Raw genomic sequence first — 24192 nt, forward strand, 5'->3', positions numbered from 1 at the left:
ATAAATGACCTACCGTTTATTAAGCAATACTCTAATAAGGAAATATAAAATGAAAAAACGATTGATTGCAAGCGTGCTACTCTCAAGCCTTATAATTACAGGCTGTGGCGATAAAGAAGATGCTACAGAAGGGGTACAGAAAGTAGCTATAGTACAAGGCATGAAAACTATTAGTTTATTTAAAACCCAATTGGCGACTTATTATACAGAACATCAGAAATGCAATAGCAATGCTATTAGCAGTGGAGATAGAGCCTTAACTAAAATTCATTATGTACAAGATGTGATTAGTAACGATCAATGCCAAGTTGTTTTAACCTTTAAAAATGATCCAACCATCCCTGATTTATCTGGCAAGCAAATTATACTTACCCTTTTGCCTACTAATCATACCCATAATTGGCAATGCACCTCTACTGTTACAAGGAAAGATTTATTACCTAACGATTGTATTTAACCTATTTAATACAATACCCTTAATTATAGACGCTTATAGTTAAGGGAGTTTGTCAATGAATAAAATCTTAAATAGCTAAAATTATTATAAAGGCCAATATAAATCCTTAGATTTTAACGCTACAATATAGCCTTCTACATTATTGCTGCTTATAGTGGAAACTATCATGCCTATTCATGAAATTCGCCATCCTCTTATACGCCATAAAATTGGCTTAATGCGTCATCGAGATATCAGTACTAAACACTTTAGAGAATTAGCTCAAGAAATTGCTGCCTTACTCACTTATGAAGCAACTAAAGATATGCCTCTTGAACCCTGTCATATTGAAGGTTGGGATGGTAACAAACTAGTAGTAGATAAAATAGCAGGCAAAAAAATAACCGTAGTTCCTATTTTAAGAGCTGGCATAGGTATGCTTGATGGCGTATTAGGTTTAATTCCTAGTGCCAAAGTAAGTGTTATTGGTCTGGTTCGTAATGAAGAAACCTTAAAGCCTGATACTTACCTTGAAAAACTCGCCTATGAAATTGACCAACGCAATGCGCTTATTATTGATCCAATGCTAGCCACAGGTGGTTCTATGATTGCAACTATTGATATGTTAAAGGCTGCAGGTTGTAAAGAAATTAAAGCCTTGGTATTAGTGGCTGCTCCAGAAGGAATTGCCGCTCTAGAAAAAGCACATCCTGATGTCATTGTTTATACAGCTTCCATTGACTCACACCTAAATGAAAAAGGTTATATTATTCCAGGCTTAGGCGATGCAGGAGATAAGATTTTTGGAACTCACCAAAAAGATATTTAAGTTTATTCCATTAGTAACCGCAACATTATGATGAACTTATCCGCTATAAGAGTCGTATTAGTTGCCACTACCCATGCTGGTAATATGGGAGCTACGGCTAGAGCCATGAAAAATATGGGGTTAAAGCAACTTTTTTTGGTTAATCCCAAACATGCTTTACCCCATCCTGACGCCACTGCTCGAGCGTCAGGTGCAGATGATATCCTACAAACCGCGCAAACAGTTGCTAACTTAGAAGAGGCCTTAACAGGCTGTAGCTTAGTATTAGGCACTAGTGCTAGAGATCGACAAATTCCTTGGCCTATTTTAGACCCCAAAGAAGCCGCTAATCTTAGTATAGAAACCACCCAACAACAGCAACAAGTTGCCCTAGTTTTTGGGAGAGAGCATGCGGGGCTTACTAACGAAGAATTACAACGCTGTGATTATCATGTCCATATTCCTGCTGATGATAGTTTTTCTTCCCTTAATGTGGCAGCGGCTGTCCAAGTGCTAACCTATGAACTCAGAATGGCATGGTTGCAAGCGCAAAAGCAACCTACCAAGATGCAAAAACAAGAAACCACCTTGCAGCAAAATAATTTACCTTGTACCCATGAGGAATTAGAGCTATTTTACCAACACTTAGAGAAAACGCTGATTGCGGTTAACTTTCTTGATCCAAACCGCCCACGCCATTTAATGACGCGTTTACGTCGTTTATATAATAGGGCACAAATTACCAAACTGGAAATGAATATCCTGCGTGGTATTCTTACTGAAACACTCAAATCAACCCAAAATAATCAATAATGAATTGTTAGAGAACTACCTATGGCAAATATGCTAAAAAATGAAAAACTAATGATACTTGGTCTTATTGTTGCCATTATTGCCTACAGCATTGAACATACCTTAATCGCTAACGGTCGAGCATTAGCATTGATTGCAGCTGCTGTACTGATTATAGTAATTATTGGTGTAGCCATTCGTGTTGCCCATCACGCTGAAGTTATTGCTGAAAAAATAGGCGAACCTTATGGCACAATGGTATTAACGCTATCGGCGGTGTTAGTTGAAGTCATCATCTTAGTGATTATGATGAGCCATGAAGGCTCCTCTCCTACCCTAGCAAGAGATACTATCTATGCAGCAATTATGCTAGATATGAATGGCATTATTGGTTTAGCCGCCTTGCTTGGCGGCTTGCGCCATGGCGAGCAAGTCTATAATGATGATTCAGGTAAAGTCTACGTGGTAATGATAATGACTGCGGTAGGTATCTCTATGTTAGTACCTGAATTTCTACCTGATGATAAATGGACTTATTACTCTGTCTTTACCATTGGCATAATGATTGTGCTCTATACCCTCTTTTTAAAAATGCAAACAGGGCGCCATAGTTACTTTTTCCACTACAACTACATTGAAAAACACAAAAAAGGCCAACAGGAAGAACAGCATTCAGTAACAGGTAGCATTAAATCTGCAATAATTCTACTGATAGTAGGTATTATCTTAACGGGTGCTTTAGCAGAGGTAATGTCTGTAATCCTCAATGTAGGGGTAGAAGGCATGGATATCCCTCCTATTATGCTCGGTTTAGTGGTTGCAACTATTTCAGCCAGTCCTGAAATTTTAACCGCTCTGCGTGCCGCCTTAGCCAATAGAATGCAACCTGTGATCAATATTGCCTTAGGTGCGACCCTTTCCACCGTTATTCTTACTATCCCTGTCGTTGAAGCTGTAGCACTATTAACAGGTAATCAAATCACCATGGGATTAACCATTCCACAAACAGTCATGGTGTTTCTCACCCTTATTGTGGCGGCAGTCAACCTCAATGATGGTGAGACTAATGCCATTGAAGGTATGACGCATTTCGTATTATTTGCAACCTTTATTATGCTCTCTGTGCTTGGCTTATAAATTGTTATGGATTTATTTAATGCATTAAAAGCTAAATAAATCCAATTTCTTTACTTATTTATTATTAATTTATACGCGAAATTTTACCCACAAAATCTGTGGGTAACTCTGTTAATAACAGTTTAAAAAAAGTGCCTATGATTGCTAAACACTCACTTTCCTACAAAATGATTAAAAAACAACAAATAAATATCTTATTTAAAATCAATAACTTATATAAATAAACATTTTTAATAATTATACTTGACAAGATAAAGCCAGTATTTTCAGGTCATGTGAATAAAGCAAGTAATTTATAACTCTATTTTAGTCTAAAAAACAACAATAATATGACTTATTATTTTACTTTATGATAAACATCTATTTACTAATCAAGTATCATTCTTGCCCTTAACCTATCTATAATACAATTCTTTAAAAATTGCTATGTAAAAGAGTAAGCTATGGCAGAAGATGATGATATTTCACTATTTAAAGCGGAAATGAAAGGTGTTAAACCTATCAAATACGATAAAGCTGATATTTCTAAAAAAACAAAAGATAAACTACACATTAAAACATTAAGAGAAAATGCGGCAAATACACTGACTAAAGAAAATATTATTGATGGTTTATCAGACCAATTTGTTATAGATGTAGAACCTGAAGAGTTTCTCTATTGGGCCAATAATGGTGTGCAAGAAGCCCAAATGCGTCGCCTAAAAGCAGGCCAAATTCCCTTTGCAGGAAGCATTGATCTACATGGCCTAACAGTTGATCAATCGCGAAAATTACTATGGGAATTTTTAGACGAAGCAACCAAACTAGAAATACGCTGTGTCCGAGTGACCCATGGTAAAGCCTTGCGTAAAGATAAAGCCAAGCCGATTATTAAAAGCTATATTAATACGTGGTTACGGCAACACCCGCAGGTGCTTGGTTTTTGCTCTTGCCAACCTAAGCACGGTGGCACTGGTGCTGTTTATATTATATTAAAACGCACCATGCTAGAAGGTCGCGATGAATAATAAAACACTATTAATCATCGACTATTAATGTAAAATAGCCACCTCCTCTATCATATTGTAAAGGTAAAATATCCATGAGTCTTGATATGGAAACCATTCAACAAGTACGAGCTGAAGCGGACTGTCTTTATACCAAAGCTGAACTTGATACAGCTATTAATAGATTAGCTAGCGAAATCACCAACGAACTTGCTGATAAAAACCCTATTGCTTTTTGTGTTATGAATGGTGGTTTAATCTTTGCTGGGCAACTACTACCACAGCTAGACTTTCCATTAGAAGTGTCTTACCTTCACGCCACTCGCTACTTAAATGAAACCAATGGTGGTGAACTATTTTGGAAGGCAAAACCTGAAATATCTTTTATTGATCGAGATATTCTTATTATTGATGATATTCTTGATGAAGGCCATACCCTTTCAGCCATCATTCAATATTGCCAACACGCAGGTGCTAACGCTGTTTACACAGCCGTGTTAATCGATAAAGACCATAATCGTAAAGCTATTCCTGGCTTCTCTGCCAACTACACAGGCCTAAAATGTGCTGATCGCTTTATTTTTGGTTATGGTATGGATTATAAAGGCTACTGGCGTAATGCCCCAGGTATTTTTGCTGTCAAAGGTTTATAGTATTTATTCAGCGAGGTTATTAAAAACCTCGCTATATCACTTTATTAACTATTATTATTTTCTACACTAGCTAATTTGTTAACCTCTGATTGAACCATTGCAGCCGCAATAGGTGGCAAAAATAAACCTATCGCGATGATTAACCCTGTTTTAAACATACCTTTCTTTCCCTTATCTAATAATTTTTGTCGTATCACATCATTTAATATGGAAAGCATAATTGGCATTGCAAAAGGCATAAATATGGATGAGAGGCCTGCACCTAATGGTGTTAAAAGTGTTGCTGACTGGGAGAAATTTCGAATATCTTTATGCACTCTATAAAACCAAAAGATGAAATAGAATGGCACAAAAAACAATAACAATGTGACTAATGCGTTTACATTACGTGGTGTTTCAGGTGGGACTTCTCGTACTCTGGGGTGTTCATTAAACAAACATTTTTTCACAGGTAATAAAAATAGCGTACCTATTATAATTAAAATAACTAAAAAAATGATAATGGTATTAAAAGGAACCGCTTGACTTATCAGGTTACTCATAACAAATGTCATAGATGTACCATTGAGCATATTAGTTATACTAATTACACCAAATGACAGAATAAATACTTCAACACTATTCACCGCTCGAGCAATATAAGCAGGGATTAATAAATTTACGCTACCTATTGATAAACCTAATAATGCCATTGCTACAAAAATTAGATTATTTCCATCTTTTGCAAAACTTAATAACAACAACCCTATTACCATAAGAATAGCAAATAAATAAAGCGGATAATAATATTTTGTCCGACTCACTAGCCAAGCAGGTAAAATCGCGATAATCGTAAAGAGCAGTTTTATAGATACTGAAGTGCCAATTATTACGTTTGGAATACCATAATTTATACGTAAATAAGAAATTACATTACCTAAACTAGCATTAACCATCATTACTGTTATAAAGAAGATAAATAAAGCCCAAAAACGATAACTACTAACTAAATCCGCCCATGTCCATTTTATTTCAGACCTACTTTGCTCAAATTGCATTATTTATACTTCCTAAACCTAACTAATAAAAAAGGGGATATAATCTTATATCCCCTTACTACTTTATTTAACAACGACTAATTATTTACCATAAACAGGAAAACGTGCACAGATATGTTGTACTTGGGCGCGTACACGCTCGATTACTGACTCATTAGTAATATCATCTAAAATATCACAAATCCAATTAGCCAACTCAATACACTCTGCTCCACCAAAACCACGGGTAGTTACTGCTGGCGTACCAATACGTAAACCAGAAGTTACAAAAGGTGAACGTGGATCATTGGGTACTGAGTTTTTATTAACTGTAATATGGGCACGGCCTAGCGCAGCATCCGCATCTTTACCTGTAATATCTTGCTTAATCAAACTTAATAAGAATAAATGATTATCTGTACCGCCTGACACTACATCAAAACCACGATCAATAAACACGCGCGCCATTGCTTTAGCATTAGCTATTACTTGTTTTTGGTATTCAACAAATTCAGGTTGCATTGCTTCTTTAAAGCAAATCGCTTTAGCCGCAATTACATGCTCTAATGGACCACCTTGACCGCCAGGGAATACTGCTGAATTTAACTTTTTCTCTATGGCTTCATTCGCACGCGCTAAAATTAAGCCACCACGAGGGCCACGCAATGTTTTATGGGTAGTGGTAGTCACTACATCAGCAAAAGGTAATGGATTAGGATAAACACCAGCAGCTACTAAACCAGCAACATGCGCCATGTCTACAAAGAGGTAAGCACCCACTTTATCAGCGATTTCACGGAAACGTGAGAAATCAAGAATAGGCGAATAAGCCGAAAAACCAGCAATAATCATTTTTGGTTGATGTTCAACCGCTAAACGCTCTACTTCATCATAATCAATAAAGCCTTCATCAGTGATACCATATTGTACAGAATTATAAATTTTTCCTGAGAAGCTTACAGTAGCCCCATGAGTTAAATGGCCACCATGGGCTAAACTCATACCTAATACAGTATCACCTGGTTGTAATAAGGCCATATAAACAGCACTATTCGCTTGTGAACCTGAATGAGGTTGCACATTGGCATAATCTGCACCAAATAGTTTTTTAGCCCGATCAATCGCTAACTGTTCAACAATATCAACATACTCACAACCACCATAGTAACGCTTACCAGGATAGCCCTCAGCATATTTATTAGTTAACACGCTGCCTTGTGCTTCCATTACGGCTGGACTTGTATAATTTTCTGAAGCAATCAATTCAATATGATCTTCTTGGCGTTGAGCTTCATGCTCCATAGCCGCATAGATCTCAGGGTCAAAGCGAGCGATAGTCAAATCACGACTGAACATAGCAATCCTCTAACATAGGCTAATATTGATAATAAAAGAGCTATTTTAACCTATATTTTATCTCTGCGTATATGAAAGCTTTTCATCTATTCCATCAGAAATCATCATGCAGTATTTTTTTATTCACTATTTTAATCTATAGTTAATACTAGCTTTATAAACTTACCTTGCTTTAATTAACACACTAGGAATTACCCCATGAATTTCAAAACAATTATTCTACCAGCCATTATGTCATTCGCTATTTTAAACCCTACTACTGCATTAGCAAATCCTGCTGATGAACTCACCCAATGCTTAACCACAAAAGCAACTGAACAAGATCAAATTAACCTCATCAAATGGGTGTTTTCTGCGCTTGCTCAACATCCTCAGTTAAAACAATACAGCAATATTTCAACCGCAAGCCAAAAAGCAATTGATAAAGATGTAGGTGCTACTTTAGATCGTTTATTAACCGTTGATTGTAAAGATCAAGTTGCTAACGCAGCTAAAACAAATCCTGCTGCTATTGGTGAAAGCTTTGGCGTATTAGGCCAAGTAGCAATGGGTGGCTTAATGACGAATGCAGAAGTAGCTAAAGCCGTGGCGAATATGCCAAATCTTATTGATATGAAAAAATTCGAAGCAGTGATTAAATAACCTGTCCATGCCACGAGTAGCATAAAACAAATATTCTACTCGTGGAAATGCCATTTATACTCCCTAAGCCACCTTCTTTTACTATAAATAATTACACAACAGCCACTAGAGAAGGTACAATACAAAGTTTGAAAACAACTCGCTATTTTTATTACTACAGGTAAGACATGGCACAATACGTTTATACAATGAATAGGGTGAGCAAGGTTGTTCCCCCTAAACGTGAAATTCTTAAAAATATTTCTCTCTCCTTCTTTCCAGGTGCAAAAATCGGTGTACTCGGTCTAAATGGTGCAGGTAAATCTACTCTTCTAAAAATTATGGCTGGTGTAGATACAGAGATTGATGGTGAAGCACGTCCAATGCCAGGAATTAAAATTGGCTATTTACCTCAAGAACCACAACTAGATCCACAAAAAACCGTACGTGAAGTCGTTGAAGAAGCCGTTGATGAGATCAAACAAGCACAAGCACGTTTAGACCAAGTTTATGCCGCTTATGCTGAGCCAGATGCTGATTTTGATGCGCTAGCTGCTGAACAAGCAAAATTAGAAGCTATTGTACAAGCCTCTGATGGTCATAACTTAGAGCGTCAACTTGAAATTGCTGCGGATGCCTTACGTTTACCCGAATGGGATGCCAAAGTAGAAAAACTATCAGGTGGTGAAAAGCGTCGTGTTGCCTTATGTCGTTTACTTCTCTCTGCGCCTGATATGCTATTAATTGACGAACCTACCAACCATTTGGATGCTGACTCAGTGGCTTGGTTAGAACACTTCCTACATGATTTCCCTGGTACAGTGGTAGCGGTGACCCATGATCGCTACTTCCTTGATAATGTAGCAGGTTGGATTTTAGAGCTTGACCGTGGCCATGGCATTCCTTATGAAGGTAACTACTCAGGTTGGTTAGAAGCCAAAGCCTCTCGTTTAGAACAAGAAGCTAAACAAGAAGCCTCCCACCAACGTGCTATGAAGGCTGAATTGGAATGGGTGAGACAAGGTGCCAAAGCTCGCCAATCTAAATCTAAAGCGCGTTTAGCACGCTTTGAAGAAATGCAATCACAAGAATTCCAAAAACGCAGTGAAACCAATGAAATCTATATTCCTCCTGGACCTCGTCTAGGCGATAAAGTTATTGAGTTCAATAATGTTTCCAAAGGGTATGGTGATAGATTATTAATTGATAACCTCACCTTCTCTATTCCTAAAGGGGCTATTGTAGGGGTTATTGGTGGTAACGGTGCGGGTAAATCTACGCTATTTAGAATGATTATGGGTACAGAACAACCTGACTCAGGTACGATTGAGTTAGGTGATACAGTAAAGCTAGCTTGTGTTGATCAAAGTCGTGATAACTTACAAGGTGATAAAACCGTTTGGCAACAGATTTCTGACGGTTTAGATATTATCCAAATCGGCGGTTATGAAGTTCCTTCCCGTGCTTATGTAGGTCGTTTTAACTTTAAAGGCACAGACCAACAAAAATTTGTAAAAGACCTATCAGGTGGTGAACGTGGTCGTCTACACCTTGCCTTAACCTTAAAACAAGGTGGCAATGTACTATTACTGGACGAACCTTCTAACGACCTTGACGTAGAAACATTACGCGCCCTTGAAGAAGCCTTATTGGATTTCCCAGGTGCTGCGGTGATTATTTCCCATGATCGTTGGTTCTTAGACCGTATCTGTACGCATATTCTTGCTTATGAAGATGACTCACAAGTGACCTTTTTTGCTGGTAACTATACCGAATACGAAGAAGATCGTAAAAAACGTTTAGGTGACGCGGCTACTCAACCACATCGTGTACGTCATAAAAAGATTAAGTAATCAGCTTTATGGAAAGAAATACCTGTTTCTTTCCTTATTTTCCCCAAAACATTTTTAGTCATTAAAATAGTTTTTATATGGTATCTTTTATTAATCATAGTAATATTAAAAAAATATTTAAAATCATACTGTCATTAAAATGGAGCTTTATCTTTTTCTTACTGTTATTAGTGACTACTCACTGGTTTAAATTGATTCATTTATACCTTGAATTACAAAACACATGTATTATCCTTAGTTGTTTATTTATTTTTTCTAGAATTAAATATCTCAATTTCTTTCTTGCTTTTATTATTAGCCTAATTCTAGCTTTAGAAATTACATATCGTTATACTTCTGGAGTGGCTATTTCTCCTATTTTATTAGATGCTTTTTTTACTACCAATATTACTTATACCAGTCAAGTAATGCTGCCCTACCTATTAAAAAGCATGGTGCCATTTTGCTTTTTACTATTCTTATCTATCAAATGCATCCTTGAAATTAATCAAGTAAATAAATCTATTTATTTTATATTATTAGCATTTCTGCTAATCATTAGTCTATATGGTATTAGCAGAGGATATGTTGGCAGACATGTAAACTTAAAACGATTTATCCCACAAGTTAATCCTTATATAATACTGAAAGAAGATCAATTATATTTAAAACGTTATCCTCTACTTTTTGGCAACCTCAGTTATCTTATGATTTCTCTGTTCTCACAAGAGAATCTTGAACTCCCAAAGAATAGAGTAAATATACTCAATGACAAAATAGACTCTTCACAACAACCTATGAAAGTCGTCATTGTGATTGGAGAAAGCTCCACTAGTCAACACTACTCTCTCTATGGATATCCTTACACTACTACGCCTGAATTAGACAACTTATATAATAATAATGAACTAATCTTCTTTAAGAATGTTATCGCACCAATCCCTAGTACAGATATATCCTTAAAACTTACTCTATCTTTTAGTGATCCAGTTAATCTTGATCATTTTTTTGAATATAAAAACATTATAGATATGGCAAAATTAGCAGGTTATCAAACATATTGGTTATCAACCACATATGAAAAAGGTATCAATGCTAGCTATAGTAGTCTGCTTGCTCAATCAAGTGATATTTTTTATGAATCAACAATGCATCCTATGTTATTTGCTAAGGATGATTTAGTATTGGCCAATGTTTTAAAAGAAAATTTAGAATTTAATAAAAAACAATTTATCATATTACATATGCAAGGAAGTCATGTACCCTATGCTGATCGCATAGATGATTATGATACAAAAAACTTAAACTCAACACCTGAGTTTCTTGATTATGATGCCTCTATCTTTCATACAGATCGTTCACTGGTAAAAATTATTGATGCATTGAAGCAAAACAATGAAAGCTTCATTTTTTATTATTTTTCAGATCACGGAGAGATTGTTAATATAGGTCACGGTATTGAAAGCGACGATATCTCACAATATCTTATACCATTAGTTGTCTACCAATATAAAAATAATCTAAATATTACATCATTAATTAATAAATACAAAAGTAATAATGGTTATTTAAACCTATCTAATACCTCATATATTATCTCTGAGATATTAGGGTTTAAAGTCAATCCTAAACTTATTGAGGAAGCCAAGCAAACTGGTGAATACATAATTACTTTACACAAAGAGCCAGTATCCAATCAAAAAAAATCTACTTTCAAGCTGATAAAAGCTCAGGATTATCTAAAATAAACAGAATATAATGAAGATATTATAAACTTTTAAATGATATTGCTACTGAATTTTACTAAATACATATTAAATAATTAATAACAGGAGGTTTAAGCCTCCTTTTTTATAATAATCATCATATCAATATTCATCAATTAGCTATCAATCAAAATATTCTTTAATTTCTGTATTTACAGAAATTAAAGAATATAATATATTAACAACATGAATAACTACTATATAAAGGTTACGATTATGCCTACTATTAATAAGCATGTGGTAGAGTTATTATTGGTTGAGATGAGCAAACTTAGTTTAAACAGTGCAATTACAATTTATAACATCTTAGAAAAACAAGGATTAAAATACGCTTCTTTGGCAAAGTGTATTGCTAAAGGGAATAATTTGATTGGTTTTTGTACTAATCATTACTTACAAACAGTGGCTAAATGGCAAACAGGTTTGATAATTAATAATCATGCCAATGCTGATATTTTATTAGATCACATAAAAATAGCTATGGCTTATCAATATGCTCAATATATTATTGATAAATATAATAAATCACATGATAAAAATAATAACTGTATTATTCAGCAAATTTCTCTGACTAAAATAAGAGAACTACATAGCAAGGTATTTACACAATTTGGCCTTAGTAGTGATGTATGGATACTAGCTATTCCTTTTAAAATCTATGATTGTTTAGATGCTCTAAAACAACAATACAGAAAAACCTATCACTAACCAATAAAAAAGCTCCGCACATACTTGTACGGAGCTTTTTAATCATAAACTAATTGCCTGAACGAATTAGATAATCAAATGAAGCTAGTGCTGCTTTAGCACCCTCTCCAATAGCAATTACAATTTGCTTATAAGGTACAGTAGTTACATCACCTGCTGCAAATACACCATCAATTGATGTTTTACCGCGATTATCAACTACAATCTCACCTTGAGGGCTTAATTCTACTGTTCCCTTTAACCAATCAGTATTAGGTACTAAACCAATCTGAACAAATACACCTGCTAAATCAATTTTGTGAATTTCTTCCGTTTTACGGTCTTTATAAGTCAAGCCCACTACTTTTTGACCATCACCTAACACTTCTGTTGTTTGCGCTTCTTTAATAACCGTTACATTATGCAGAGAAGCTAACTTTTGCTGTAATACAGCATCAGCACGCAACTCCGTACCAAATTCTAACAAGGTTACATGGCTAACCACACCTGCCAAGTCAATAGCGGCTTCTACACCAGAGTTTCCACCACCCACTACAGCCACTTTTTTACCTTTAAATAAAGGACCATCACAATGTGGACAGTAGGCTACACCTTTAGAACGATATTCTTTTTCACCAGGCACATTCATTTCACGCCAACGCGCACCCGTTGAAAGAATAACTGTTTTAGCTTTTAAACTAGCACCACTATCAAAACGCACCTCATGCAAACCACCTGCTTGCTCAGCGGGGATCAACGCTGTAGCACGTTGTAAACTCATGATATCTACATTATAACTTTTAATATGCTCTTCTAATTGAGCTGCTAATTTGGGGCCTTCCGTTTCAACGGTTGCAATAAAGTTTTCAATACACAAGGTATCCTGTATTTGGCCACCTAAACGTTCAGCAACAAGACCTGTACGAATACCTTTACGGGCTGTATAAATAGCAGCTGCTGAACCAGCAGGGCCTCCACCTACTATTAATACATCAAAAGCTTCCTTTGTGTTTAACTTCTCCGCTTCTCTTGCACTTGCACCTGTATCTACTTTAGCAAGGATTTCCTGCAGAGTCATACGGCCTTGACCGAAGGTTTCATCATTTAACAGCACAGTGGGTACAGACATAATCTGTAACTGGCTCACTTCATCCATAAATATTGCGCCATCAATCATTGTATGACTAATATTAGGATTTAATACAGCCATTGTATTTAATGCTTGCACGACATCTGGACAGTTTTGGCAAGATAAAGAAATATAAGTTTCAAAATTAAGCTTTGTCTTTAAACCTTTAATTTGCTCAACCATTTCTGGGGTTGCTTTAGGTGGATGACCACCCGCTTGCAATAAAGCCAATACTAATGAAGTAAACTCGTGCCCCATAGGAATACCAGCAAAGCGCATTTCACCAATTTCTTCACCTACACGCTTAATAACGAAGGAAGGTTTACGCTTATCATCACCTGCAGTATTTAAACTGACTTTATCAGAAAGGTGCTCTATCTCTCTCAATAGGCCTAACATTTCTTGAGATTTTTCGCCATCATCCAAAGAGGCTACAATCTCAATTGGTTTAGTTAACCACTCAAGATAAGTTTTTAATTGACTTTTTAAAGTTGCATCTAACATTTGAGATTCTCCTTGGCATAAGATAGGCAAAAAAACGCCCGGACGAAAAACAACCAGGCGCCTTTACGCTTCCTTTAAATTTTTTCAGTGGTCTGTTCTTTGAAGCGAAGAACAGACACTGTTCAATGATTAGATCTTACCAACTAGATCTAAAGAAGGTGCTAATGTTTTTTCACCTGGCGTCCATTTAGCAGGACATACTTCACCTGGATGCTCAGCAACATACTTAGCAGCTTGAACTTTACGTAGTAACTCTTTAGCATCACGACCAATACCGCCATCGTGTAATTCAACAATCTTAATCACGCCTTCTGGGTTGATTACGAAAGTGCCACGCTCTGCTAAACCGTCTTCTTCGATCATAACTTGGAAGTTACGAGAAATAGCACCTGTTGGGTCAGCAATCATTGGATATTGAATTTTTTGAATAGTATCAGAAGTATCGTGCCATGCTTTATGAGTAAAATGAGTGTCTGTAGAAACTGAATAAATTTCAGCGCCTAGCTTTTTGAATTCTTCATAATTATCTGCTAAGTCACCTAGCTCAGTTGGACAAACAAACGTGAAATCAGCTGGGTAAAAGAATACGATAGACCATTTACCTTTTAAATCAGCATCAGTTACTGTTTTAAAATCACCATTATGATAAGCCTGTGCTTTAAAAGGTTTTACTTCAGTATTAATAAGAGACATGTATCACTCCTTTTTTAAAATCTTCTATAGGTTTTTAGTAACTACGGAATACATTCTATAGACATCAGCTAATAATTAAAAATTAATTAATTTGATAGTATTGATTAGTTTTATTAATCATCAATTAATATCCATTAATTTTTTATATTTAACACTATAAATCCAAAATTACCAGCGATTAAAAGTTACTATTTATTAACACAAGCTAATACAACATCCTGTGCCACTTGGTAATACTCTTTTCCTGTAGATGACTCAGCAAATTTTATAAATTGCTGTAATTCTCCATCTGACAAACCACGATATACATAAATCAAAACATTTTCAAGTTGAGTATCTACTTGTTTTTGAATTTGCTGTTTAGTGGGCGTTATTTGTTTTAAAGCATCACCTGCTCCCATACCAGGTAACAACATATCTATGGTATCACTGGCAATACTTGTTAACGCTACACTAACCTCTACTGTTGCTTGATTATAAGGAATCACCCTTGTTAACTGTCTAAATAACTCTCTTCTCTGTGCACTAACCTCAATAGCTGGCACACCATTCTGGTGCTTTTTTAATTCTTCTTTCGAGGTTGCAGCTGTTTCTGCAGCAACCACCTTTTTCCCCAAATCAGTCTCAAAAAATGCTAAAGCCTCCTGTGGATTAGCTAATTTATTACGTAACTGCACTTCACCTTTTTGCTTCATCGCATTAGGCTCAAAACGCTGATTACTATTCAATACGATTGATTGATACAACAAAGGAGGCAATACTGCTTGATATTGGCTCTGCATTGTCTGTAAAGCATCATTAAAATGATCTATCTGCACAGGCCAACCCGCTGCTTTAAAAAGTTGGCTACTCGTATCCTCATCATTCGCCATCGCAAAACATGTACATGTAACTAACAATAAACTAATTAAATACTGTTTAAACCATTTCATATAAACTTTTAAAACCTTACAAAGAAAATAATTTGATATGCAGACTATACTCGATTTCTTATTACTGTATATTTTAAAAGTTATTCAAAATGTCACATTAGCTATTAGAAAACTGCATAGTCGTTTATCATATAATAATTTTTCAAATATAAAGCGCTTATTAAGGATTGTTATAATGGCTAACAACCAGCAAACTACGCATAATACACCCCTCTATAAAAATGCTGATTTCACTTGTGGCCGCTGCGATAGCCTTTGGCAAGCTACCTATATAGACATTGCAGCATTACGCGCTAACCAGCCCATTGCATGTAAAAGCTGTAACTGTGAACTCATAATGTCTGATGAAGAATTACAAACACTTAATCAGCGCTTTGCACAATCGGAAAAATTAAGTAAAAGAGCTATTTATTTCACGCTACCCTACTTTGTGCTTTGTGCAGTGATAGGCTTTATTTATGGTGGAATGGCGACAACTGTTATGATAGTGATTGGTTTTATGGTTATTATCACCATGCGGAAATCTTTAATGAAAGACGGTATTGATCACTTCCATTTAATCGCTTTAAAAAAAGAACCTACTAACCAAACCCAAGCAAAAAATCAGAACAAACCATCATTTAAGAAGAAAAAGAAAAAATCAAAATAGCATAAAATCAAGAGATAGTTAGCATTAACAAAAATTCAGATAATTGCTAACTATCTTAAACATTCTTATTAAACCCATTCTAATCTTCTATCTCTCCCCTTACTAAATAAATAAAAATTACTATTTTTATAAAAAACCATTGACTCAAACTATTATTCTAGTTATTATGCGCCCGCTTAACGAACATAGCTTAGCAAAGGGGCGAAGGGTCTGAGGGTCATCATTTTCCTGAACCTATAGCTCTAAATAGAGCGCCCGTAGCTCAGTTGGATAGAGCACCCGCCTTCTAAGCGGGTGGTCGCAGGTTCGAATCCTGCCGGGCGCGCCACTTAATGCCTGAGCAGTTATTAGCAAAGTATGTTATTGTAGTTTGTAATGGTGGGCGTAGCTCAGTTGGTAGAGCACAGGATTGTGATTCCTGTTGTCGTGGGTTCGATCCCCATCGTCCACCCCATTAATTAGCTACACAAAAATATGCGGACGTGGTGAAATTGGTAGACGCGCTGGACTTAGAATCCAGTACCGAGAGGTGTGAGAGTTCAAGTCTCTCCGTCCGCACCAAATAAAAAACCTAGTTAATTTATTTAACTAGGTTTTTTTCATTCATGAGCTTTTATCCTGCTTCTTATACTCATCTGACGCTGCAGACGATCGTCAGTTTGTACCCCCAGCTTATCTATTTAATTATAATTATATACGGATAATGATATTGCGCGCGTTTTGTAAAACATTAGTTTTTAATGCTATTAGATTATGATTATTTAAAGAGTAACTATGTTTTTATCCCCCCCTATCTAAATTCGCGCCAGTAAAAAAATAACTGGTTAATCAGTCTCTATTGAAATAGTTATAAGGTTTTACTATACCCCTTGTACCTCATTGTTAATAAATTATTCTTAACAATTAATGTAAAATTAAGACTTTCCCAATAAAATATATTAAAAATAAGGAAATAATTATGAAAAAAAGCTCAATAAAAAATTCTGCGAATATTCTACTTATATGTTTAGTGTGTTTCTGTGGAGTATTTTCAATACCATTTCTTAGCAATTATGTAGCTACTTTAATAATTGAGTCTGTAGGGTGTAGTGGTACTGGGGGCATTCCTGCTCCAACAGGGAATTGCCATATTAGTTTTTTTAATAGATTTTATCAATTTACTGGTATAGGTACGTTTGTTTCCCCAATTGTTTTAGTCGTATGTTTCTGGGATATTCTTCTAATATGGATAGCATCAATACTCATTTTGAATTATATAGATAAAAAAATGAAATGATCTTTATATGATTAGTTTATTAACACGGGGGATATTGAGAAATCAAAAACAATAAGAAAATGTAAACCACTCCCACTCGCACATAAAAAAAATCCTGTTTTTCAAAAGAAGTTAACTTTTAACATCAAAATCTTATAAATTGCTATTTTGCAATACTTACAGAGAAATTAAACCTTAACAAATTTAGTAAAAATGTTAACTTAATGTTAACTTTTAGGGTTACTTTTTGTTAAGGTTGTTTACTTAAGGATTACCTTTTTTATGGACTGGCATAATTCAAAATATTTCAAAGCTTATTTTTTTTATTGGCTAAGGCTAATTGATAACATTGTTCTAGTTCTTGGTCTGTTAGCTTGGCTAATTCGCGTTTATTCTGTTCACTTATTATGATATTAAGCGCAGGCGGTTGTTGTGGTGTTGGTTGTGGCTCTGGTTTATTTCCGTAAATTCTAGGCTTTATCTGCTATATCTAGTAAATCATCGGTTAGCATATCGGCTTGTATTTCCCTGGCTAGTTGTACTGGTTGCAAAACTCGGCATTACTAGCCAACTATCTAAAGACTGTAGCCTTATCTGGCATATCTTCGAAAGTATATATTGCTCTTAAAGACTCGCCATTTATTAAGCGCTCTATAATATTAGTTGCTAACTGTTCATTATATTTAATTGGTCGTGCTATTAAATAGCCCTGTATTATCCTGTGAATACATATTTTAAGCCATTTAATCATAAAAGTAATAGGATTATTGGTAACTCAGCAAGAGCTTTATGAAGGGGCTTCTAGGGCGTTATTGAATAAGTCACTACAAAAGGCTTGTATTGACTCGTTTTATTATTAGGACTATGCTTATTGTTAGGTGCTGAACACACCCTAATAGCGGTTACCACCCCGTAAGTTTGCGGTATTTTTTTGTACCTCTGTTTTATGGTTGGGTAGCGTGTAGCCATACGCTAGCAATAGCGAAAACTACAGGTCGTCTCATTGCGGTGTTCAAGTACCCAACCGCCTATCATGAACAATAGGCATAATGAACAAACTAATAGGAAACAAAAAAACGTCTAATTCAATTAATAATCCACGCTTTAAACCGCTAGAACAAGCCTCTCAAGGCTGTAATGAAAACGTTTTTTATTTTGATAGCCTAGCCACTAGAGAAGCAAAACTTGAATGTTTAACCGCCCGCTTAAGTGCTTTATTAGGTGTATTAGAGTTATTACATGAATTTGATAAACCGCCCGCTTATGCTCTGCAAAAAATGGGTATTCTTTCCACTATTATGTTAAGTAACGCCACAAGTATAATTAAAAATATTCAACATGAAGAATTAACCAAGTAATAGGATTGTTTAATGTGTGTAAAAAAGACAGTTTTAAAACTGGTCTTTTTTTATGGACTGAAAAAATTATCTAAGGGCTATTTGCTCGCGCGTAGGGATGGTGCTTTTTTGATGCTTTTCCCCCGCGTGGTGGTGTGCAAAAAGCGTTCTCTTTTTCGGCTCTATAGCTTTAGTAATAAGGCTTTAGGGTGTGCGCATATATTCACTTCTAAAAAGCAACATTTGTCCACATGGTGGTGGTTCTTTAAGTGGTTTTCACAAAAGAAAAAGCCTTATAACTCATCAGCACTATGGTAAATGTCATCCAAAGTTAAGTTATAGGGCTTTTTTATTTTCAGAATAGTTTATGAGTATGAAAGGATTAAACTTAAACCACTGATATTTAAAACACTTCTTAGCTAATATTATATAGAACTATCTTTGAAAAGGATTAGTATTAATAGACTCCCCTTTCTTTAGCGCATGATGGCAGATTTATCATCACATTGATAGAATGTTTACACCATTAAATACGCATGAAAATTCTTTATTGTCATTTACTTTAAGATTTACATAGATATTTCCCCCCTTGTATCTGTTTTTTAGTAATAGTTATCTCATCGAAGGATATCCTAGCACTCCTGATATCTCTGTTTTTATTTTTTCATCTGATAGTGTATTAGTTGACTCAGCAATTGAGTTCAACCAGTTACTCCTAGTGATAAAAGACATACTAATATCATTTTTTTCATATATTAAACTCCTTTAAATGGCTTGTCGTAATAAAAACATCATTTATTAAATAACACTTTCCCTTTATTTAAGATTTTTGTTAAACCTTAACTTAAAAAATATTAATGACTGTGCTAACACTTACATAAATAAAAGCACATTAACTATTGCTTAATTTACTCTCGATCTTTTCAATTAATGCATCTTGAATGCTTTTAACAGCTTCACTATTTTTACCTGAAACATCACGCCAAGACTGTACAGCATTACCTGATGACTCAAGGAAAGCTTTAACATTAAGCACTACCTTTTTATCAGTTCCAGATAGCGTAATAAGGTATTTATAACAAGTAGAGTTAGAACCTAATAGACCTAAAGCAACTAACTGAGTAGGACCAGCTACATAATCTGTTGAAATACTCACATCTTTCTTTTCATTTAAAATAATTACACCTGACTCATTTAACGCATCCAAAGAGGTCTGATAAACTTTTGCTTTGGTATAAGGCAATGTATTAGTTGCTTGAAAACCTGCTCTAGGCTCTGGAATAGCTTGCCCGCCGATTTGCATACAACCAACCATTGTTATAGTAGTTAATAAAGAAACAGCAATTATTTTTTTCATACGTTTCCCTAAATTTGCATATATTCAAAAAGTTTAATTATGGTTTACGCAGCTAAAATTATACAAATAATCCTATTAAGCATAGCTGCAATGATTAGCTTTATAACTACATAGATTATTACCTCAGTTAATTTAAAAATTAGTATTAACTTCTTTAATTAGTTTTTTATACTCAACCTCATCCCTCAGTTGTATACCTTAACCTTCATCAGTAGGACTCCATGTTCACTGAATAGTTTTTTAAGTTGTATTGATCTTTAAAATTTAATTATTAGATCTAGGTTTATTAGTTTCTTCATCAGCCCAATAAGGAACTCCTACTCTTGTAAAATCAGGAGTTAGTGATGGTACTGTATGCTGACGAGCATAACTATCAATTTCAGGAAGAGGAAATGTTAATTGCCTGCCTTTGTAATGTAATTTAAATTGTGCACGAACGATCCATTTAGTTTCTATCGTTGTAGTTGTAGAAATTGTAGCTGGTGAGTACAATTCTCGTGACTCTGACACTAACTCATGCCCCCCAAAAACAATTATTTTATTTTCTTCAGATATTTCAGGTTTATATTCTCGAATTATACTTTGGCTAATCCTTATTCCATCCCTAGTTACAACTCTTACATATTGATATCCTATGTTAATAGCTTCTTCTCCACCTAAAACACTAAATGGAATATTGCTAGTTACTTCAATTGTTGTTTTTGTTAGAGGATTTATTCCATTTTTATCCTCAGTTATTTTAATTGTGATGTCTGATAAAATATTTAATAAATAATGATAAGCAGTGACAGGATCTTTTAAAAAATGCGTTTGCTCATTATCATTGCTTGCAAAAGGGCCATTTGCTATCCACTTTTGTAACTCTGAATGGGAGAACTTTGCAATCAAAACTCCCCCTATAACTGTTAGGGCTAAAGCAGTCCACCCTAAAGGACCTGATGAAACGCCTAATAATGCAAGAATACTCACGACTCCCGCCGCCGCTATCAAACCATATCCGAAAGTGGCTCTAGGATCATTGTGCCATATAAATGATTTTTTAAGGTCAAGATAACTTAATACGAGTCCAATCATTGCAAATGGTCCTTTTAAAAAAGTTAATCCTGGAATATTAGTTTTACCAATTAGACTATTTCTACTTAAATAGCTTGTACTACGTCGTAAAGCAAAACCATTAGGCTTAAGCCTAAGTTGAGCTGATAAAGAGTTTCGACCTGAAAATAGATAACTTAACTCTTCACCTGCAAATACCAAATTTGATATGGTTACAGCCAACTTCCAATATGCTTGATTACCATTTCTTTGAACTTCTTGTTCTAATTTAGTAAGCTCATTAATGAGTCCTATGGTCTCAAAAATAATAAGTGTACTAGATATACCTCTGCTTAGATTAAGAAACCTTAGCCTATTCGTATACATAGTAAATGCTTGGTTACGTAGCGTAATAGCTTCTTGTAAACCTAAATTGGCTATATTCTGTCTACGCAAACTATTTAATAAACTTCTTCTAGCTTCGTGTTCTGTATCGATAAGCCTCGATAACTGACTGTTTCTAGGATAAAATACAGCAATAAACGAAGTGTTACTAGCTACACTATTATTGGGAATATTCCTAAGATTTGTTGAGGCTCTAGTATTATTATTGCTTCTATTAAGTAGATCCATATATCCTCTTCTTATTCCATTAGTATTTACTCCTTCGGCAGAAAAGATCAGAACTCGGCTATTATGCCCCTCTCCATCGTATGGAGTAATACCTGTGCCTGTACGGATGGCTCTACCTAAATATATTTCTCCTAATGGATTATTACCATTTACTGTTCTCATCAATTCAAAATTTTGTGCTTGTAATAATGGCAAATCTAAACCATGCAATCTGACTACCCGTATATTCCCCTTATTTAACAAATTATCACGCGCAGTTTGGGCATTTGCTATATCAGTGACAACTTCTCCAGTCGCTCTTGACATTGCCCTTTGAGATTCAATCATTGCTATTCTTGTTTTTAAATGATTAGTATAAGCACCTTCAATCGTTGATACCAAACTTTTAGAAATTCTTTGTAAAACTTTTAGAATAATTTTTGTATCAATAGAAGTTGGCGTAGAATCTATATCTTGGTTTTCTATATTATCAATTAGCAAAGCAATATCAAGGGACGAATCTTGTTTTATAGTTTTTTGTGATTGATCATTTATAAACTCTTTAACACAACAATCGATACGGTAAACTCCTGTTCCATCATTAGCTCTTTCCGCTATTGAATTCACAGATAATTTTTCAGTTAATTTAACCTCATTATCATTGATAGTTGGCCATAAAAAATGATGATATCTGTTTGTATTATCATTGGATAATTCAAGAATAAAATCCAATATAATAATAAACCTATCTCCCCTCACAATTACTCTATCTACTTCTGCTCTCACTTCTTTTGCTTCAGCTACAGCATCAACGAGTGTTTTAGTATTATTAACGGAAAAATCTATATTCTGATAAAGAATCTCTGTATTAGTAGTTATAGTATCCTTTCTATATGTTTTAATTCCTATTTCTAGAGTAGATATAACTGTACATAAATGACTATACGCTGCACAATACAAAACATTATTATCTAAACTTAAATGATCTGCCCATATTTCAATAGTTTTTTCTTTACTAAGTTCGTCAAATAACATAAATATTATTTGACATAGTCTCTCTCTAATAATTTCTCTTTGAGGAGCTACTGAATCCTTTGATATATTTCTTGCAGTTTGTGAACTGATTTGTGTTCTAGAAAGGTGAGGAGAAACAAATGTCTGCATTAAGATTGCACTATCAGAATAAGGTATATATTTTAAATATTCTAATGCTAAATCCATTAATTCATTACATACCTCTACTCGCCCTACTAAATGTCTTATTGTATAATACGGATCTTCAATAATTACACCATAAATCTCTCGCTCTTTAGCATTTAAAAGAACATCTGTTTCTATTATATTTTTTGCCCAAAATTGTCTTAAATTATTGTCTACTTCCTTTTTTTCTTGCAATTTTTCATTAACAGTATCAGTAAATAAAACTTTCCATGCTGATAGCTCTAAATCTTTGGCTAAAGTTAGATTATAGACACCATTAATACTATTTGTGTTAAAGTTCCTAGCGTTAGCAAAACTTTGAGTTAAATAGCTTCCTTCTATATCATATAAATACTTATTTGGATAATCTAGTTCCCATTCAACTTGAATATTTCTTTGTTTTTGTTCAGGAATAAAATTGATTGGAAATATATCTGTTATCAGCCAATTTTCTAATTTTCTAAATTCACTACTTACATTATCAATAGGATAATTTGCTTCTTTAATTATTTGTGATATTCTTAAATTGGATTCAGAACGATAGTTATATTTCTCAAAAAAACTTTGGTAAGAAATTTGAGGGCTTGAATGTAAACTATCATTATTTAGAGAACTCTCACGTATAGCAAGACGTGCAGCACTTAATTGCACTTCAGAATATTGTATGGAATATTCCATTGATACATTATATGCATTTTTAGTTCCATATTGTCTTGGTAACCATATTTCCTTTAATTCAACACCTATGACCTCTCTATCACCACTCCTGAAACTCCCATCTCTAAGCCGATAAAGGCTTACATTTACATCTTTATAAACAGTTTCATCATTTTCATTTTGAACTACACGAATCTCTCGCCAAAGTTTACCCTTATAAAAAATATAAAGATAACCTCCAGGCCTTACCAATACAGGAAACTTTTTGTTATTAGATGCAGTACCCATCCAAACTAAAGGTACAATTGGAATAATTTGGTTAATTTGCCCATCTTCTTGTCGGCATGTTTTACCAATCTCCTGCGCAAATGGCAATAATATAGGATTACCATTTGTGGTGTGTATTTTTAATGATAAACCTCTTTCTTCTTCTTGCTGATTTTGCCAACTCCAACTATGTAATGTACTAGTTAATTTATTTTCACCCTGGATTATTTCAATATCATTTTTATTAAAACGCTTTCCGCCTCTCCTCGACCTTGTATTTTTTTCATCCTTTGTAGATGATAGTTCTTGGCCTCTATTGTTTGTAATAATAACCTCTTGCCCTTCAGGGTGATTAGTACCCATTACTTGAATGATTAATACATTTTCCTCACAAGCTGTATTAGTTATTGGAGACAAGGCTGATCCCTGAAAAGGTGAGGAATAGTCCATAAAACGATAGCTTCCAGACATATCAATA

The 24192-nt window shown here is 34.7% G+C and carries 21 protein-coding genes and 3 tRNA genes; 16 read left to right on the forward strand and 8 right to left on the reverse strand.

Annotation, left to right across the window (positions count from 1 at the left end; all coding sequences use genetic code 11):
- The first annotated feature begins 49 nt into the window (after nt 1-49).
- The 6 genes from JHT90_RS08810 to JHT90_RS08835 all read left to right on the forward strand — a co-directional run bounded on the left by JHT90_RS08810 (nt 50) and on the right by JHT90_RS08835 (nt 4812).
- Nucleotides 50-457 (forward strand): pilin, encoded by a 408-nt coding sequence (locus JHT90_RS08810; protein WP_201090414.1) that lies wholly within the window; start codon nt 50-52, stop codon nt 455-457.
- Nucleotides 458-623: 166 nt separating this feature from the next.
- On the forward strand, nt 624-1265 hold the full coding sequence (upp, locus tag JHT90_RS08815; RefSeq protein WP_201090415.1) for a uracil phosphoribosyltransferase: 642 nt from the start codon (nt 624-626) through the stop codon (nt 1263-1265).
- 30 nt (nt 1266-1295) lie between these two features.
- On the forward strand, nt 1296-2057 hold the full coding sequence (gene trmJ / locus JHT90_RS08820) for a tRNA (cytosine(32)/uridine(32)-2'-O)-methyltransferase TrmJ (protein ID WP_201095820.1): 762 nt from the start codon (nt 1296-1298) through the stop codon (nt 2055-2057).
- Nucleotides 2058-2078: 21 nt separating this feature from the next.
- On the forward strand, nt 2079-3173 hold the full coding sequence (locus tag JHT90_RS08825) for a calcium:proton antiporter (protein WP_201090416.1): 1095 nt from the start codon (nt 2079-2081) through the stop codon (nt 3171-3173).
- A gap of 443 nt (nt 3174-3616) precedes the next feature.
- Nucleotides 3617-4180 carry a Smr/MutS family protein gene (locus JHT90_RS08830; RefSeq protein WP_201090417.1) on the forward strand — a complete coding sequence of 188 codons (564 nt, stop codon included), beginning with the start codon at nt 3617-3619 and terminating at the stop codon, nt 4178-4180.
- A 74-nt stretch (nt 4181-4254) separates the two neighbouring features.
- Entirely contained in the window at nt 4255-4812 is a 558-nt protein-coding gene (locus JHT90_RS08835; protein ID WP_201090418.1) for a hypoxanthine-guanine phosphoribosyltransferase, read from the forward strand.
- A gap of 44 nt (nt 4813-4856) precedes the next feature.
- On the opposite strand, the gene JHT90_RS08840 is transcribed toward JHT90_RS08835, so the two are convergent.
- Together JHT90_RS08840 and glyA are read right to left on the reverse strand one after the other, a co-directional pair.
- Nucleotides 4857-5849, reverse strand: coding sequence for an MFS transporter (locus tag JHT90_RS08840; RefSeq protein ID WP_201090419.1), 993 nt, complete (start codon nt 5847-5849; stop codon nt 4857-4859).
- Between the two features lie 81 nt (nt 5850-5930).
- Nucleotides 5931-7184 carry a serine hydroxymethyltransferase gene (gene glyA, locus JHT90_RS08845; protein WP_201090420.1) on the reverse strand — a complete coding sequence of 418 codons (1254 nt, stop codon included), beginning with the start codon at nt 7182-7184 and terminating at the stop codon, nt 5931-5933.
- Nucleotides 7185-7382: 198 nt separating this feature from the next.
- On the opposite strand from glyA, the gene JHT90_RS08850 reads away from it, so the two are divergent.
- The 4 genes from JHT90_RS08850 (at nt 7383) to JHT90_RS08865 (ending at nt 12111) form a co-directional block, all read left to right on the forward strand.
- Complete coding sequence (locus tag JHT90_RS08850; RefSeq protein WP_201090421.1) at nt 7383-7826, forward strand: hypothetical protein; 444 nt, start codon at nt 7383-7385, stop codon at nt 7824-7826.
- Nucleotides 7827-7993: 167 nt separating this feature from the next.
- The gene (gene ettA, locus JHT90_RS08855) at nt 7994-9658 is read left to right on the forward strand and encodes an energy-dependent translational throttle protein EttA (RefSeq protein ID WP_201090422.1); all 1665 of its coding nucleotides are present in this window, start codon (nt 7994-7996) and stop codon (nt 9656-9658) included.
- A 77-nt stretch (nt 9659-9735) separates the two neighbouring features.
- Nucleotides 9736-11385 (forward strand): phosphoethanolamine transferase, encoded by a 1650-nt coding sequence (locus tag JHT90_RS08860; protein WP_201090423.1) that lies wholly within the window; start codon nt 9736-9738, stop codon nt 11383-11385.
- 234 nt (nt 11386-11619) lie between these two features.
- The gene (locus JHT90_RS08865) at nt 11620-12111 is read left to right on the forward strand and encodes a hypothetical protein (RefSeq protein ID WP_201090424.1); all 492 of its coding nucleotides are present in this window, start codon (nt 11620-11622) and stop codon (nt 12109-12111) included.
- Nucleotides 12112-12160: 49 nt separating this feature from the next.
- Here JHT90_RS08865 and ahpF read toward each other — a convergent pair whose 3' ends face one another.
- The 3 genes from ahpF to JHT90_RS08880 all read right to left on the reverse strand — a co-directional run bounded on the left by ahpF (nt 12161) and on the right by JHT90_RS08880 (nt 15348).
- The gene (gene ahpF / locus JHT90_RS08870) at nt 12161-13723 is read right to left on the reverse strand and encodes an alkyl hydroperoxide reductase subunit F (protein ID WP_201090425.1); all 1563 of its coding nucleotides are present in this window, start codon (nt 13721-13723) and stop codon (nt 12161-12163) included.
- 129 nt (nt 13724-13852) lie between these two features.
- Nucleotides 13853-14416: an alkyl hydroperoxide reductase subunit C gene (gene ahpC, locus JHT90_RS08875; RefSeq protein ID WP_201090426.1), complete on the reverse strand. Its 564-nt coding sequence runs from the start codon at nt 14414-14416 to the stop codon at nt 13853-13855.
- Nucleotides 14417-14604: 188 nt separating this feature from the next.
- Nucleotides 14605-15348 carry a hypothetical protein gene (locus JHT90_RS08880; RefSeq protein WP_201090427.1) on the reverse strand — a complete coding sequence of 248 codons (744 nt, stop codon included), beginning with the start codon at nt 15346-15348 and terminating at the stop codon, nt 14605-14607.
- A 175-nt stretch (nt 15349-15523) separates the two neighbouring features.
- Here JHT90_RS08880 and JHT90_RS08885 point away from each other — a divergent pair, with 175 nt between their 5' ends.
- From JHT90_RS08885 to JHT90_RS08905, 5 genes are all read left to right on the forward strand, one after another.
- Nucleotides 15524-15997 (forward strand): hypothetical protein, encoded by a 474-nt coding sequence (locus tag JHT90_RS08885; protein ID WP_201090428.1) that lies wholly within the window; start codon nt 15524-15526, stop codon nt 15995-15997.
- A 251-nt stretch (nt 15998-16248) separates the two neighbouring features.
- Nucleotides 16249-16325: transfer RNA gene (locus tag JHT90_RS08890), tRNA-Arg, on the forward strand.
- Nucleotides 16326-16375: 50 nt separating this feature from the next.
- Nucleotides 16376-16451, forward strand: a tRNA-His gene (locus JHT90_RS08895).
- A gap of 22 nt (nt 16452-16473) precedes the next feature.
- Nucleotides 16474-16558, forward strand: a tRNA-Leu gene (locus JHT90_RS08900).
- Between the two features lie 397 nt (nt 16559-16955).
- On the forward strand, nt 16956-17273 hold the full coding sequence (locus JHT90_RS08905; protein ID WP_201090429.1) for a hypothetical protein: 318 nt from the start codon (nt 16956-16958) through the stop codon (nt 17271-17273).
- A gap of 550 nt (nt 17274-17823) precedes the next feature.
- Here the strand turns inward: JHT90_RS08905 and JHT90_RS15405 are convergent.
- A complete protein-coding gene (locus JHT90_RS15405) occupies nt 17824-18003 on the reverse strand; it encodes a terminase small subunit-like protein (RefSeq protein WP_379971681.1) in 180 nt (59 codons plus the stop codon).
- Nucleotides 18004-18301: 298 nt separating this feature from the next.
- On the opposite strand from JHT90_RS15405, the gene JHT90_RS08910 reads away from it, so the two are divergent.
- A complete protein-coding gene (locus tag JHT90_RS08910; RefSeq protein ID WP_201090430.1) occupies nt 18302-18610 on the forward strand; it encodes a hypothetical protein in 309 nt (102 codons plus the stop codon).
- An 871-nt stretch (nt 18611-19481) separates the two neighbouring features.
- Here the strand turns inward: JHT90_RS08910 and JHT90_RS08915 are convergent.
- Both JHT90_RS08915 and JHT90_RS08920 read right to left on the reverse strand, forming a co-directional pair.
- Nucleotides 19482-19946: a hypothetical protein gene (locus JHT90_RS08915; protein WP_201090431.1), complete on the reverse strand. Its 465-nt coding sequence runs from the start codon at nt 19944-19946 to the stop codon at nt 19482-19484.
- Between the two features lie 264 nt (nt 19947-20210).
- Complete coding sequence (locus JHT90_RS08920; RefSeq protein WP_201090432.1) at nt 20211-24185, reverse strand: hypothetical protein; 3975 nt, start codon at nt 24183-24185, stop codon at nt 20211-20213.
- Nucleotides 24186-24192: the final 7 nt, after the last annotated feature.

The organism is Entomomonas asaccharolytica, from assembly GCF_016653615.1.
In the GTDB taxonomy this organism is placed as follows: Bacteria; Pseudomonadota; Gammaproteobacteria; order Pseudomonadales; family Pseudomonadaceae; genus Entomomonas; species Entomomonas asaccharolytica.